Below are 14,676 nucleotides of genomic sequence, written 5' to 3'. Positions count from 1 at the left end.
TTCTCCAGACGCAATGCCATCTCTGAATGACCTCAGATGCCTGCGCCGATGAATCTTCTCCATTTCCTCTCTGAACCCAAGAACGTACAAGCAATCCCCCAACCTGCTGGCTTAAGGTTTCTAAACGGGTTAGGGACTCTGAGGAACAGAGTCCCGAGCGAGGTAACGGGGATGGATGTCAGGTCAGGAGTCAGCAAAAATGGAATCAGTAATACCTCGCAAGCGCGCAGCGATAATCGGATCGGGAAGCATAGGAATCGACCTGATGTACAAGGCGATGCGCTCTCATCATCTGGATCTCAGAATGGTGATCGGACGCAGCTCCAATAGCGAAGGCTTGGCTAGGGCCCGCGAATTGGGCATCGCTACTTCGTCAGATGGTATTGAGTTCCTGGCCCAACACGCCACTGAGCTCGATATTGTTTTCGACGCGACGTCTGCTCAATCGCACAGAATGAACGATCAGGTATTTCGCAGGGCTAACCTCCTGGCGATTGATATGACCCCGGCAAAGCTCGGCGCAATTTGCGTGCCTTCGATCAACCTCGACAGCATCGCCAGTGAACGCAACGTGAATCTGGTTACTTGTGGCGGCCAGGCGAGTATTCCGTTGGCGTACGCGATTGCTCAATCGTTCGAATCTCTGGAGTACATCGAAGTTGCTTCGACCATCGCATCGGACAGCGCCGGACTCGCGACGCGGGAAAACATTAATCAATACATTTTGACCACCGAGCAAGCGTTACGACACTTTAGCGGTGCGGGTTTGACCAAGGCAGTTCTGAACATCAATCCGGCCAAACCTGGCATCGACATGCAGACGACGGTATTTGCCAAGGGCCGTTACGAATGCATCGAGAAGGTGCGGGCTACTGTCAGGCAGATGGTTGCTCGTGTTCAACAATACGTGCCTGGCTATCAGATGGTACTGGAACCAATCGAGTCGAAAGGCCACCTGGCAATGAGTGTAACGGTGCGCGGTAGCGGTGATTACCTTCCCGCCTATGCCGGCAACCTCGACATCATCAATTGTGCCGCGATTGCAGTAGCCGAATTCCACTCTGCCTGCTGGGAGCGTAGCGCCGCATGATTACCATTACTGATTGCACTTTGCGTGATGGCAACCATGCTGTCCGCCACCAACTCTCCAAAGAACAGATTCGCCTATATGCCGAGCAGGCCGACGCTGCAGGAATCGATGTAATTGAAGTGGGTCATGGCAACGGACTAGGCGGTTCTTCGGCCCTTCTGGGGCTGAGTAACATTGACGATCGGGAAATGCTTGAAACTGCCAGATCGGCCATCCAACACGGACGTCTGGGTATTCACTTCATCCCCGGGTTGGGTAAGTCGACTGATCTTGAAATGGCTATTGAAGTCGGTGTGGATATTTTCCGTATAGCCAGTCACTGCACGGAAGCCAACATTACCGCTCCCTATATCGAGTCGGTCAAGAATCAGGGCAAGACCGTCTACGGTGTCTTGATGATGAGTCATATGGCGGAACCAGATTTGCTGGCCGAGCAGGCGTCGCTCATGGCGAGCTATGGTGCCGATGCCGTTATCCTGATGGACAGTGCGGGTTACCTGACCCCTGATGATGTGCGCTGGCGAATTCAGGCTATACAGGAGCTTACCGACACCAAGCTTGGCTTCCACGCGCACAATAACCTCGGCATGGCGGTTGCAAATTCGCTCGCTGCTGTCGAGGAGGGTGCTCAACTGCTGGATGCTTGCATCAAGGGCTTTGGCGCAGGGGCTGGCAATACGCAGCTGGAGACTTTGATCGCCGTGCTGAATCGCTTGGGCTATCGGACCCAGTGTTCCTTCGAATCCATCGCCAGGCTGGCGCGCACCTCGGAACAGTATCTCGATTGCCTGACGCCGCACATTGGCGCGGCCAATATCGCTAGCGGAATTTACGGACTGTTCTCAGGGTTTGCTCCGCATATAAGGCGCGCCGCGGAACAGTTCAGCGTGGATGAATATCAGCTCTATCAATTGTTGGGTCAACGCAAGTTAGTGGCTGGACAGGAAGACATCATCGTCGAGACCGCGGCCAGACTTTCTACTGCCAGCTGACTTCATTTCAGGAATTAAGTCGATGTCTGTTACTGATAAGCAGGGTCTTCGCACGCCCATGATTCATGAAAAGGTAGCGTACTGGGCAACTGAAACACCTGGTGCGATTGCTGTACGCAGTGCCTATGAAACACTGACTTACGCGCAACTGGATCGCGAGACCAGCGCTTTGGCTCGCTATCTCGGTGAACAAGGAATACAAGCGGGAGACCTCGTCGGAATATTTCTTCAGCCCTCTGTCTCAACCCTGGTCTGCATTATTGGCATTCTCAAAAGCGGTGCCGCTTATGTACCACTGGATACCGCCAATCCCGCCTCCAGGCTGACTTTGATGATTCAGCAGTTGGCGAACCTCAAACTCATTTTTACATCCGAAAAGGCCGCTGGTCTGCTTCAGGACTTGCCGCTTACCGTCGTCGAGATCGAGTCCTTGCGCCAGGAACTGGCGGCAGCCCCTTGCGCCGCTGCGATGGTGTCGCCTGCCCAGGAAGATGATCTTTGCTACACCGTATTCACGTCGGGCACCACAGGTATTCCGAAAGCAGTTGCGATCACCCATCGCAGCTGGGCGAATCTGATCAGTTGGCATGTTGCCGAATACCGCCTTGACCAAGAAGCCAACGGCCTCCTGGTATCGGCATTCGGTTTCGACATTTCCCAGCGCAGCCTGGTAACGCCTCTGTACAGCGGTGCGGCGATTTCACTCACGAGCAGTGCCATGTTCGACGGGTACGAGATCGTCGACCTCATTGAGCGTCACCAGATTCGCAGTATTCATCTGGCGCCAAGTTCTCTCTACGTAATCATCCAGGCCGGCCAGGCGGGTGATCGTCTCGCGACGCTACGGCATTTGTTCATCGGAGGTGAAGCACTGGCTGCCACCCGGGTGATGGAGTGGGCGCGGAAAAAAGGCTCAGCCTGCAAGCTGATTCACCAATATGGTGTCGCCGAGTGTACCGATGTGGCTACGTCCTATTCGATGTCCAACTACGAGTCCTATCTGGCTGAAGGCATTCCGATGGGAAGCCCCGTCGGTAACTGCCGGGTAGACATACTTGATGACGACGACCGACAGGTTTCGATCGGTGATATCGGTCAAATCGTGATCTCCGGCATTGGGGTAGGCAGAGGCTATCTGAACAACTCGACCCTGCAGGCAGAACGCTTTCGGGAAATATCCATCGATGGCGTCCTACAGCGGGCGTACTTCACCGGTGACTACGCTCGGCACCTGTCTGAGGACAAATCTGTGTGTCTGGGAAGACGGGATAACCAGATCAAGATCCGAGGGATGCTGGTGAATCTGTCCGAGATCGAGAACGGAGTTCGCAACGCCTTGCCAACTGCCGAGGACGCTATTGTCCTGAACACTCAAGCCGTACCTGACCAGGATCCCGAGCTGACTGCCTTCGTCGCGACCGCTGACGCACTTCCACCGATCCGCGATATCGGTCATCGGCTCGGGCGTCTTCTGCCCCGCCACATGCATCCGCGCCGCTATGTGGCGTGCAAAAAGTTTCCCCTTACCCAGAACGGCAAGATTGATCGGCAGGCTCTGTTGAGCCTGGCCTGAACCAAGCGTACGCAACATCCAAAAAAGGAAGCATCACATGAGTCAGATGGATCAAAAAATATCTGCAACGACTGGATTACCTGCAAGCGCGGTGATCACTGATGACATTCAGAAGGATATTGAATTCTTCGAAAAGAATGGCTTCATTGGTCCGATCAAACTTTACGAACCGGATGAAGCGGCAGAAATCCTGCGCGCACTACGCGCTGCGAACCATGATCGTTCGCACATTCTTTACGACAACAACATGAACTATGACCGACATTTCGATATCCCCGAATTGTCCCGTCACATCATGCACCCAACGATTCTGAAGTACCTTCGCGGCATTCTGGGTGCCGATCTGCTGTGCTGGCGCTCGGAATGGTTCGCGAAGTTTCCTGGCGGCCGGGGTACCGAATGGCATCAGGTTCGTGACTACAGCTACACCGATGGCAATCCGCTCATTGTCCCGACTCAGACAGATTGGAATGCCTATATCGATCTGACGGTATGGACCGCGTTCACACCAGCAACCAAGGAAACTGCGTGTATGCGTTTCCTGCCGGGTTCGCATAAAAAGTATTACTACGACGAGAAGAAAAGCGTCTCTACGGGGCGTAACGGTGAATACCAGCACACCCAGACCGACACCGGTTTTTTCGGTTACGACTTTTCTGAATTCAAGGTCGATCCATCATGGGACCCTGAAAGCGCGAACCCTGTGGACATGGAACTGCAAGCCGGCGAGTGCGTTATTTTCACGGCCTCCTGCGCGCACGCTTCTCATGACAATACCACCGAACGGCAGACCCGCCTGGCCATTTCCGGTCGCTATGTTCCGACCCACGTGCGGGTTTATCCCGATCTGAAGACGTATAACGCGCACGGCGAAACATTCGACCTCGCCGACTACGCGACGGTGCTTGTCTCCGGTGAGGACACCTACGACCACAACAAAATTCGCAACGCCAATAACCGCGGGCAAGCGTTCTCGTTCTCTGCGAAAGAGGAGAAAACTCCATGCTGAACGCTATTCACAAGATCTGTGCAGACGTCCTGAACTATCCGCAGCTGAAAGTGGATGAGGACTTCTTCGACGTAGGTGGTCACTCCCTGATGATGGCCGAGATCCAACGCCAACTGCATGACGATCTGAAAGTTCACATCAACATGGAATCACTGTTCCGAAACTCCTCGGTTATCAAATTGAGTAAGGCCATTCAACCAACGCTGACCGAGCAAACGGCCTAACCCCGGGCCGGTCTGCGTCAGCTGCGTGGACCGGCTTAACTGGAGAAAAGATGATGAAAACCTTTGCATTGCTGGAGCAGCCACAAACCGGCGACGCTGCCGACTTGAGCTTCAAGCGCAGCTCGCTGTTCGCCGCGTTCATGAGCCGCGCAACCCAATGCGCGCCGGTCACCGCCGACAAGATCGAGGCGGGCCTGCAGCTGAACCGGCTGCTGGAAAACGGCCAAGTGCACTTCAATACACTCGAAGATGGTTCATTCGAAGCCTTCTATGGCCCATCCAGCGATGCCGCGGTGCAGATCTCGACCCAGATTCCATTCTGGTCGGAAAAGATCGTCGCGCGAATTCGAAAAAGTGTGCGTCAGTCCCAAGGCGCAATTTGTTCGCTGAAGCTGTTCGATTCGCAAGAGTCCATCGATGTATTCGTAACGGACTGGAGCTCCTGCACGGCAGCCTGCGCCATCGCCGTACACAAATATCACTGGTTCACACGACGGCTGACCGAACGCCCCGATGCTGACAATTATTTCACCGGTGCCTATGTCCGCAATCCATTGACTGGCGATCTGATGTCCGTGTGGGTCGCCGATTGGGTGAAACCCGACTTCGGTACAGGTGCCGTTCTGGTTAATCCTGCTCACAACAAGACCGATCTTGAGTTCGCCAGGCAGGTCGGTTTGCCGATTCGCTTTGCTCTTTCTCTTGATGCGCAGGTCGATGAGCACTCGATGCCAACCCCGCCGGTGCTGAAAGCTGGTTTCGCCATCCGCACCGGTTGGCTTGATGGCAAGCCCGCGATGGACGTCCACAACAACACGATCAACGTCCTTCTGCGCAAGGGTAGTGCCCGGTTGCATGAAGATAAACGCATACCTGGCGAAGTGATTGCCCGAATCGAGCAAACTTCACCAGACAGGGCTGAGCTGTATTGGAGTCCCCAATACGGGACTTTTCATCCGGACGCCACACAAGGATTACCCGTTCGGGTGGATTTCAGTCCGAGTTTTCAGGCTGCGGTGACCACGGTTACACACCGGCCGGATCATCTTCAGGTCGATGCGGCAATCCAGAAGAAAAACATAGGCGTGCTTGCCGGACTGATCTTTGATTTGGGTGGCCTGGAGGCGTTTGTCCCGCTAACGTTACTCGAGTCTGTCGAGTATGCCGGTAGCCGCAGCGATGGCGATCCAGCGGTGGATCTCGCGCTGTTGGTCGGCGAAGAACCTGAAAAGGTGTTGGTGATTCGCAAGGCGTTAATCGACCAGATCGACAGCTTCCTCAATGGTTGCCAGAAGCTTTCGACTCGCTTGGGAGAGAACGGCGCCCTGCCCCCCGCTCAAGTGACTACCGCGCTGACTCAGGGCGATCCCGTCTCGGCCTTCCGGACCTTCTACCAATGGCAAAAGCAGATGGTCGCTAATGACGAAGTCATTGATCAGTCTGCTTACACCTCGATTCTTTCTACATTTGGCCTTGAATCGGCCTGAAAACAAGAGATCACGACATGGAAATCTTCCTCTACGCGTTCAGCGTCATGTACAGCCCCGGCCCTGTCAATGTAATGGGCCTGAACGCCGGACTTACCGGACAGTTTCGCCGCACCGTCGGGTTTTTCATCGGCGTAGGCTGCGCGATGTTCGCGTTGTTCCTTATTTTTGGTTACACGGGCGAAGCGTTGATTTCTCGTTCCGTACTGCCCTATCTGGCGCTCATCGGGGGGCTTTACACCTTGTACCTGGCGTTCAAGGTGTTTACCTCAAAAGTGGTTTTGCCCGGGAAAACTGAAGACACACAGGCGGCGGATAAACCACTGACATTCTGGAACGGCTTTTTGATCCAGGCGTTGAATCCCAAAGGGATGATGGTGGTTCTGCCCATCACGACTGTGATGTTTCCGGCTGCCCATGTCACCGGTATCAGCATCGCGGTTGTATCGACCATGATCGCTTTGGGCGGCGCCGGCGCACCGGGAATTTATTCGTTGCTGGGTGCAGTGCTGGGCAAGCGAATCACCAAGGAGTCTTACTTCAATTTCTTCAATCGACTGATGGGCATCGCTCTGGCCATCTGCGCGGCCTTCATGCTCTACGACTTTTACGTTCATGCTCAAGGACTCTGACATGCACAAGCAACAGCCTGTGACCAATTGGGACACCGTCCCGGTAGAGCAGTTGAGCGACCTGATAGCCCGCCAGATCATCGGCGGTAATGAATTGATGATGGTCAAGCTGACAATGAAGGCCGGCGCCATCGTTAAGCATCACAGTCATCCCAACGAACAGATGACTTATATCCTCAAAGGCAAAATCCGCTTCACTTACGGACTGGAAATGGAACAAAGCACTATCTTGTGCGCGGGAGACGTTCTGCACTTTCCAGCCAATATTCCGCACGCTGCAGAGTGCCTGGAGGACACCGTCGACCTTGACGTGTTTACGCCGCCCCGTCGCGACTGGTTCGCAGCGAATGGCAATGCCTATTTCGAGCAGCCGGTCGAGGCGCACGATGAGTAGCCCATCCTCGACCAGATGGTTACAGAGAACCGTGCAGCCGACAGCTCAAAGTCGATTGCTTTGTTTTCCGTTTGGCGGCGGTAGCGCTTCGTTCTACAGAGACTGGCAATCGCTACTAGGCCCGCAAATTGAAGTTTGCGCCATACAGCTTCCGGGACGGGAAGCACGTTTCGGCGAGTCGTTCATCACCGATATCAATGAACTTTTACCGCCATTGATGCAGGCTGCCAGCGATCTGTTTGATCTGCCATTGCACCTGTTCGGGTACAGCCTGGGAGCTGGCATCGCGCATAAATTCACCACTCACTGCGACACTCTTTATCCCGATGCGCAGATAGTCTCGCTTACGGCGTGTGCAAGTTCCGCAGCTCCCGCCGATCGACTGCATTCATCAACGATGACTGACGAGCAGTTCATGGACTACATCATGGGGCTCGGAGGCCTTCCTCATGAAGTTGCGGCAAACCCGGGCTTACGTGCGATTGCCCTGAGGACCCTGCGTAGCGACTTCGCCCTTTCAGAAAGCATCAATCTCGCTGACGCTGATCCGGTTTCGATACCCGTTCTTGCCATCGGCGGCGATGCCGACCCTTCTGTTCCGATCGCCGGTTTAAAAGCATGGTCCAGCAAAACCAAGGGAAATTGTTTCCAGCAAATGTTTCCCGGCGACCACTTTTTCGTTCGTCAGAACATGCCGAAGGTCATGGAAAGCCTGCGAAATTTTATCGCCTTGTAACTCAACGGATTGCCTTTGAAATGGATTTCATTCACGTGTTTCTCAACATCACCACAGGTGCATCGTTGATTTTGATGATGCCTGGCCCTACCAACACTTTGCTGATGACATCCGGTTACACCTGCGGCCCAGCCAGAACTTTGCCGCTGATCGCCACTGAAGCGTTGGGCTACAGCATTGCAATCAGCGCCTGGGGGTTCGTACTCATAGCGTTATCCGCACGGTACCCGGGTGTGGGAACAGCCGTGAAGTTACTGTGCGCGGCTTACCTCGCTTACCTGGCTGCGCGCATTGCTACAACGAAGCTAATGGCGAGCGGGTCCCGCCGCCCGGCAGTGAGCCCAAAGTCACTGCTGACCGCCACGCTGCTTAATCCCAAGGCCCTCCTGTTTGCCTCTGTGGTATTCCCACGAGAAGTTTATGGAACGGCGCAACTCTATAGTTGGGCGCTGCTGTCCTTTGTCCTGATCGTGGTACCGATCGGGCTTGCCTGGGCCTGGCTGGGGCAGGTCGTGCGGACAGCACCAAGCCATGCCATGCAACTCTGCGTGCCCAAGCTGATCGGGCTGTCACTGCTTTCGTTTTCCATTTACCTGACCTTATCGGCCCTTGAATGAATACTGATGAAGCATTACGAGTGATCTTCCATTCCCACGGGTCGCCTTCCGTACTTGAGTACCAGTCTTCGACCGTCAACCCGTTGTGCCCGGGAGAAGTGAGAATCCGCAATCAGGCGATCGGTGTGAATTTTATCGACACCTATTTTCGCTCCGGCTTGTATCCCCCTCCGGCATTGCCCTCAGGATTGGGAACCGAGGGCGCCGGTACAGTGATCGAATGCGCAGAGGATGTGACGCACTTTCGGGTCGGGGACAGGGTTGCTTACGTTCAATCGTCGCTTGGTGCTTATGCTACGCAACTCTGTGTAGATCAAACTCGACTGGTTCACCTGCCGGACGATGTCAGTTTCACAACCGCCGCGGGCGGGTTGCTGAAGGGGCTTACAACGATCTGCCTGTTTAATAAGGTCTGTCAGCCGAAGAGCGGCGATACGGTTCTTTTTCATGCCGCAGCCGGCGGTGTGGGCTTGCTGGCATGCCAATACGCCAAGCGCAAAGGCATCCGCCTGATAGGCGTAGTCTCAACTGAAGCCAAGGCGCAATTGGCGCGTTCGGCGGGAGCCTGGGCGACGATCCTTGCTGGCGAAGACATCGCTCACCAGGCGCGGCAGTTAACAGGCGCTCAAGGGGCGAAATTCGTCTACGATTCAGTCGGACGCTCTACCTGGCAGGCCTCGCTGGACTCCACTGCTCCATGCGGACATCTCATCAGTTTTGGCAACTCATCAGGGCCCGTTGAAAACGTGGCGTTGGCGCAACTGGCCCGCGCTGGGTCACTTACGGTCAGTCGGCCCATATTGTTCGACTACATCAGCGATTCGGCGGTATTGCGAAGCCTTGCAGAAGAGTTTTTCCAATGCCTGCGTGAGGGTATGAAGGTTCGAGTGGGTACTACCTTTGCGCTTTCAGAAGCCGAGCGAGCACACGCGTTGTTGGAGAGTCGTAACACGACGGGGTCTATCGTACTCATACCTTAGGTTGAAGCTGCGGATGGGAAGTAGTCTGCTCTTCAAAAAAAGACAGCGCGGTGCTAGCTTTCTGAAAGCTGGAAACGCTTGTTTTCCTGCCAATCGTCAGACGTTAGACCATTCAGCTAAGGATCAGCACTATGTCAGGAATATTCAAAAGCCAGGTGAACCGGCCATGATTGAGCTTCCATCTCCAAAGGATTGGGTACGACATTCGCCTCACACTTCAAAACTCGAGCGGTTGGAAGCATTTTTCAGCGCCCATGGTTTTGACCCTCATCGGCATGACACTTACGCCATTGGCCGGACGCTGTCGGGCGTGCAAAGCTTTCGCTATCGTGGGGAAAATCGAAATAGCCTGCCAGGGGAAACCCTTGTCCTGCATCCCGATGAAGAGCATGACGGCCATGCCGGTAGCGATTCGGGGTTCCGTTATCGAATGCTCTATATCACCCCAGAGCTGGCTCAACAGGTACTGCACGGTAAGCCCCTGCCGTTCCTGAAAGGGGGCATTTCAAATGATCCGCGGTTCGCTGCTGCGACTGACAATATCCTCTCTGCGCTGGATGACCCCCTTGATCCGCTGGAGGAAGATGACGCTATCTTTCAACTCTTCACCACGCTGCAGGCTGTATGTGGCGAGCGTGCAGCTACAGGTGCCAGTTGTTTCACGGCGGCCGATAGAGCTCGTGAATACATGAACGATAATCTGCAGCAACCAGTCAGCCTGGATGATCTTGCCGAGTGTACTGGGCGAGACAAATGGAGTTTATCCAAGGACTATCGGGTCTACTTCGGTACAAGTCCACACCGCTACCTGACAATGCGGCGACTGGATCGAGTAAAAGCCGCAATCTTTGCAGGTAGGTCGCTGGTGGAAGCCTCGGTTGAAGCAGGTTTTTTTGATCAAAGCCATATGACCAAGCAGTTCAAAAAAGCATTCGGAGTATCACCTGCGCGCTGGTGCCGCTCGAGGGACAGAGATCTGATTTGAGTCGGTTAGTCTGAGTGTGAGGGCACTGTGATTTTCTCGATCCGTTATTTCGCGAATACTCACGCAAATGGTGACTGCACAAATTGCGAAATTGTTGCAGTCGCAGTCGCAGCCAGTGCCCCACAGCTTCCACTTCCTCTGGAATCAACCAGAATTTAAAAGTTCTCCTACGCTTCGGTAATCGGGGGGCTTTGTCGTCGAGCGACGTCACTACTGCCAAAACAATATTCACGCGGCGCGCACTGTATCGCGATGTATAACTTCGCGGAGGAAAACGAAGATGCTAAAAAGGGTTATCCGAAGCTCACATATAAAGAGTGATTTCTTCTTTCTTGCATTGGCAATTGGCGTAGGTGGAACAGCGGGCTACATAGTCTCAGGATTTGCTCCCGTCACTGCCGTCCCCTTCACCCTGTTGGCCGTGGTATTTCTCTATTACACATGGCGCAAGCCAATAAGCGTCCGGCCCGATTGATCTCGGCGTGCACAGTCAGTGCCTCGAAACCTTCTCCTTGATTGATAAGCTTACCGGTCGTTGCCGCTTATTCATTCCCGGTTGCCACACTTTCCAACCGATACCCATACCCATAAATCGTCAGCAACTGCCAACCCCGATCCGCCGTAAGCCCCAGCTTGTTGCGCAGCCGGTAGATGTGCGTATCCAGCGGCCGCGAGGACGTCGTCTCTTCGTTCGGCCAGAAGCGTTCATACAGATAGTCCCGCGACAACGGCCGACCCAGATTGCTGAACAGACACCGCGCCAGCCGGTATTCGCGCTCCGTCATGAGGATCGGTTTGCCTTCCCGAGTGACGGTCAACTCGGCGTCGTCAAAAGCCAGATCGTGAAACGTCTGTACTTCTCCCGCCGCGTTGCGTGGCTGGCTATGCCGACGCAATACCGCTGCCACCCTCGCCTTCAACTCGTTTGGGCGAAACGGCTTGCTGACATAGTCGTCCGCTCCGGCATTCAAGGCTTGAACGATATCGTTCTCGCCGTCGCGGCTGGTGAGCATGATCGCCGCCGGTGGCGCGTCCATGTGTTCGCGGGTCCAGCGCAGCAGCGCCAGACCTGTGAGGTCGGGAAGTTGCCAGTCGAGGATCAGCAGGTCAAACGTCTCCCGGCGCAGATAGCGCAACAAGTCTTCGCCGCGCTCGAAGCTGTGCAGTGACCACGGCTGTTCTCCAGCCTCGGCCATTTGCTCCAGGGTCTGCTCGACCCGGCGCAGTTCGGCGGGTTCGTCGTCCAGAATGGCAACGCGCATCGGCGGTGTTCCTTGTCGCTGGGGCTGGGATGTCGACAATAACGACTCTACAGCCGCTATGAAAGAAGCGGCCCGTCGATGGTCGGTGTCCGCTATGATTCTTCGAGTCCGAGCCTCAGACCTGAGACCTATGAAATCATCCACCCTGCCCTGCCGTTTGCGCCATGCATAAGCCTCAACGTCGACCTGAAAGTCGTGTGCCGAGCCAGGTACAGCGGCTGTTCCGGCGGCTGGTTCAGGAATGGTTGTGGATAAGTCTGGTGCTGTTGCCGCTGACTGCCTTGCTGTCTTATCGCGCTCAGGTCAATCTGCACAATCCATCGCCGGTGCTCGGCGCGCTGTTGTCGGTGGTGATGGTCGCGTGTGTGCTGGGGTTATTGCTGTGGCGCCCGCGTTGGGCGCTGTGGGTGACCTTGATCGGCATGGCCTGTGCGCTGATTGGCAGCGCCCTGCTTGCCGAGATCCGTTACTGGTGGTCGCCCACGTCTGCGGCGTTGGGCATGTTGTTCGGTTACCTGATCTGGAACTGGCGGCGCCTGAGTGTGGTGCTGACCTACTTCGGCTGGGAGCTGGCACGTCTGGACAGCGAACCGAAAGTCTTCCCGGAGCGACGCCGGACCCGCTTCACCGGCGCTGACCGGTTGCAGGGCCAGATCATGGCGCTCGAACAAGCCATGAGCCGCACCCGCGATACCCGACGCTTCATTGCCGATGGCCTGGAATATCTGCCGGTGGCAACGCTGATCAGCGATCCGCAGGGCAAGATCCTGCTGGGCAATCGCAAGGCGCGCGAGTTGTTCGAAGATCCCTTGGTGGGCGATGACGTACTCGATCAACTGGCACGGCTCGGTTATCCGGAATTATCCACAGCCCCGCGACCGGCGCTGGCGACGCTGGCGCTGCTGGAATTTCGCGATCACAAGGAGCGCAGTCTGCGTCTCGAAAGAGCGGCGCTGCTGCCGGTGGACGGCGATACGCCGATTGGTTGGTTGCTCAGCCTGACGGACTTGAGTGCCGAACGTGCCGCCGAGGAACAACGCGGCGTTCTGCTGCGCTTTCTTTCCCATGACCTGCGCGCGCCTCATTCGGCCATCCTCGCTCTGCTCGATGTCCACCGTCACCAGGCGGGCGCCGATGCGCCTTTATTCGAGCAGATCGAGCGCCAGGTTCGCCGCGCGCTGGATCTGACCGATGGGTTTGTCCTGCTGGCACGGGCCGAGTCCGAAACCTACCAGTTCCGACCGACGCTGTTCGCGATGCTGGTATTGGACGTACTGGATCAAGCCCTGCCCATCGCACAGCAGAAAGGCATCGAGCTGCTCAATCAGGTCGATGAAGAATGTCAGGAGCGGCTGCTTCTGGCCGATCAGGGTTTGCTGACGCGCGCCCTGTTCAACCTGCTGGAGAACGCAATCAAGTACAGCCCGGCAGACAGCATTGTGCAACTGAAGGTCAGTTGTCACGAGCAGTGGCTGCGCTGCGAGTTGACGGATCAGGGCAAAGGAATTGCCGCCGATGAATTGCCTGAGCTGTTCAGCCAGTATCGACGCTTCTCCTCGGCCCAGGGCATTGACGGCGTGGGCTTGGGTCTGTCGATGGTCAAGGCTGTTATTGATCATCATGGTGGCGTGATCGAGTGCCACAGCGTGGTTGATACGGGCACCACGTTCCGGATCGATTTGCCGCTGATTGCAGAATGAAGAGGCACAAAAAAACCGGCTATAACAGCCGGTTTTTTTACATCCGAATAAAACTTATGCACGGATTCAGCCTAACTTTTCGATTTAGAAATATAGAGAAAAATCAGTAAGTTATGGAGCGATTGCGGCCAATTGCGACGAAAGCGTACACAGGTTATCCACAAAAATCAGACAGCCAGTCGATCGTTCGCGACCGGTGCCTGGGGCGCCGGGGGCAGTGAGCCCATTTCGCGTTGGGTTTTCTCGTTCCACGCTTGTACACGGTCATTCAGATCTGCAATGGCGCGCGGCCCGCTGCCTTCGGCGTACATCGGTTCGCCGATGACTACGGTGATCACTCCAGCCTGTTTGCCCCAGCCGATTTTCGGCCAGAATTTGCCGGCATTGTGTGCAATCGGCAGCACTGGAAGTGCCGCATTCACTGCCAATGCGCTGCCACTGCGGGAGAATTTGCCGACGGTACCGTAAGGGACTCGGGTGCCTTCCGGGAAAATCAGCACCCAGACGTTGTCCTTGAGCAGCTCGTCGCCTTTGGCCGCCACTTGTTTGAGTGCGGCTTTGGGGTTGTCGCGGTCGATGGCGATCGGGCGCAACATGGCCATGGCCCAGCCAAAGAACGGCACATAAAGCAATTCGCGCTTGAGCACTTGGCTCAATGGCGAGAAATAAGCGGAGAGAAAGAATGTCTCCCAAGTGCTTTGGTGGTTCGATTGAATCACGCAGGGCCGGTCTGGCACGTTTTGCGCGCCTTTGATTTCGTAGCGGATGCCCAGGAACACCTTGGTCAGCCACAGGGCGCAACGGCACCAATACACGTTGATGAAACGATAACGCGCCTTGAAGGACAGAAAAGGCGCGATGAAAAAGCTCAGGCTGCACCACAGCAACGCTGTTGTGCCCAGCAGCAGATAAAAAAGAAAAATTCTGAAGGCCCGCAGTATCGACATGGCGACGGTTACCGTTACGGGGCAATGCCCGACTGTTCAAGCGCACTC

Annotated in this window: 15 protein-coding genes; 13 read left to right on the top strand and 2 right to left on the bottom strand. The window is 55.4% G+C overall.

The window, feature by feature from the left end; genetic code table 11:
- The first annotated feature begins 199 nt into the window (after window positions 1-199).
- The 12 genes from ACP7D9_RS00615 to ACP7D9_RS00560 all read left to right on the top strand — a co-directional run bounded on the left by ACP7D9_RS00615 (window position 200) and on the right by ACP7D9_RS00560 (window position 10,719).
- On the top strand, window positions 200-1,090 hold the full coding sequence (locus tag ACP7D9_RS00615; protein WP_101159723.1) for an acetaldehyde dehydrogenase (acetylating): 891 nt from the start codon (window positions 200-202) through the stop codon (window positions 1,088-1,090).
- Window positions 1,087-2,082, top strand: coding sequence for a 4-hydroxy-2-oxovalerate aldolase (gene dmpG, locus ACP7D9_RS00610; RefSeq protein WP_313000348.1), 996 nt, complete (start codon window positions 1,087-1,089; stop codon window positions 2,080-2,082). The genes ACP7D9_RS00615 and dmpG overlap by 4 nt, the downstream gene beginning before the upstream one ends.
- A 22-nt stretch (window positions 2,083-2,104) precedes the next feature.
- Entirely contained in the window at window positions 2,105-3,655 is a 1,551-nt protein-coding gene (locus tag ACP7D9_RS00605; protein WP_426155024.1) for an amino acid adenylation domain-containing protein, read from the top strand.
- Between the two features lie 37 nt (window positions 3,656-3,692).
- A complete protein-coding gene (locus tag ACP7D9_RS00600; protein WP_313000352.1) occupies window positions 3,693-4,664 on the top strand; it encodes a chlorinating enzyme in 972 nt (323 codons plus the stop codon).
- On the top strand, window positions 4,658-4,888 hold the full coding sequence (locus ACP7D9_RS00595; RefSeq protein ID WP_101159720.1) for an acyl carrier protein: 231 nt from the start codon (window positions 4,658-4,660) through the stop codon (window positions 4,886-4,888). The genes ACP7D9_RS00600 and ACP7D9_RS00595 overlap by 7 nt, the downstream gene beginning before the upstream one ends.
- A 53-nt stretch (window positions 4,889-4,941) precedes the next feature.
- Window positions 4,942-6,375 carry a class I tRNA ligase family protein gene (locus ACP7D9_RS00590; RefSeq protein ID WP_157830913.1) on the top strand — a complete coding sequence of 478 codons (1,434 nt, stop codon included), beginning with the start codon at window positions 4,942-4,944 and terminating at the stop codon, window positions 6,373-6,375.
- A 17-nt stretch (window positions 6,376-6,392) separates the two neighbouring features.
- Window positions 6,393-7,007 (top strand): LysE family translocator, encoded by a 615-nt coding sequence (locus tag ACP7D9_RS00585; protein WP_101159718.1) that lies wholly within the window; start codon window positions 6,393-6,395, stop codon window positions 7,005-7,007.
- Between the two features lies 1 nt (window position 7,008).
- The gene (locus ACP7D9_RS00580; RefSeq protein WP_313000358.1) at window positions 7,009-7,401 is read left to right on the top strand and encodes a cupin domain-containing protein; all 393 of its coding nucleotides are present in this window, start codon (window positions 7,009-7,011) and stop codon (window positions 7,399-7,401) included.
- The gene (locus ACP7D9_RS00575) at window positions 7,394-8,137 is read left to right on the top strand and encodes a thioesterase II family protein (protein ID WP_426155020.1); all 744 of its coding nucleotides are present in this window, start codon (window positions 7,394-7,396) and stop codon (window positions 8,135-8,137) included. Before ACP7D9_RS00580 ends, ACP7D9_RS00575 begins: the two co-directional genes overlap by 8 nt.
- 20 nt (window positions 8,138-8,157) lie before the next feature.
- A complete protein-coding gene (locus tag ACP7D9_RS00570; protein WP_426155018.1) occupies window positions 8,158-8,754 on the top strand; it encodes a LysE family transporter in 597 nt (198 codons plus the stop codon).
- Window positions 8,751-9,734, top strand: a complete 984-nt coding sequence (locus tag ACP7D9_RS00565) for a quinone oxidoreductase family protein (protein ID WP_426155016.1) — start codon at window positions 8,751-8,753, stop codon at window positions 9,732-9,734. Before ACP7D9_RS00570 ends, ACP7D9_RS00565 begins: the two co-directional genes overlap by 4 nt.
- 166 nt (window positions 9,735-9,900) lie before the next feature.
- A complete protein-coding gene (locus tag ACP7D9_RS00560; RefSeq protein WP_178081216.1) occupies window positions 9,901-10,719 on the top strand; it encodes an AraC family transcriptional regulator in 819 nt (272 codons plus the stop codon).
- A 542-nt stretch (window positions 10,720-11,261) separates the two neighbouring features.
- Here the strand turns inward: ACP7D9_RS00560 and ACP7D9_RS00555 are convergent.
- Entirely contained in the window at window positions 11,262-11,981 is a 720-nt protein-coding gene (locus tag ACP7D9_RS00555) for a response regulator transcription factor (protein ID WP_313000372.1), read from the bottom strand.
- Between the two features lie 164 nt (window positions 11,982-12,145).
- Between ACP7D9_RS00555 and ACP7D9_RS00550 the strand changes: the two genes are divergently transcribed.
- Window positions 12,146-13,681, top strand: coding sequence for an ATP-binding protein (locus tag ACP7D9_RS00550; RefSeq protein ID WP_426155013.1), 1,536 nt, complete (start codon window positions 12,146-12,148; stop codon window positions 13,679-13,681).
- Window positions 13,682-13,848: 167 nt separating this feature from the next.
- Here ACP7D9_RS00550 and ACP7D9_RS00545 read toward each other — a convergent pair whose 3' ends face one another.
- Window positions 13,849-14,628, bottom strand: a complete 780-nt coding sequence (locus tag ACP7D9_RS00545) for a lysophospholipid acyltransferase family protein (protein WP_101159711.1) — start codon at window positions 14,626-14,628, stop codon at window positions 13,849-13,851.
- Window positions 14,629-14,676: the final 48 nt, after the last annotated feature.

Source organism: Pseudomonas sp. TSRC2-2 (assembly GCF_049897785.1).
Lineage (GTDB): Bacteria > Pseudomonadota > Gammaproteobacteria > Pseudomonadales > Pseudomonadaceae > Aquipseudomonas.
This window is presented reverse-complemented; position numbering and strand designations above follow the sequence as displayed.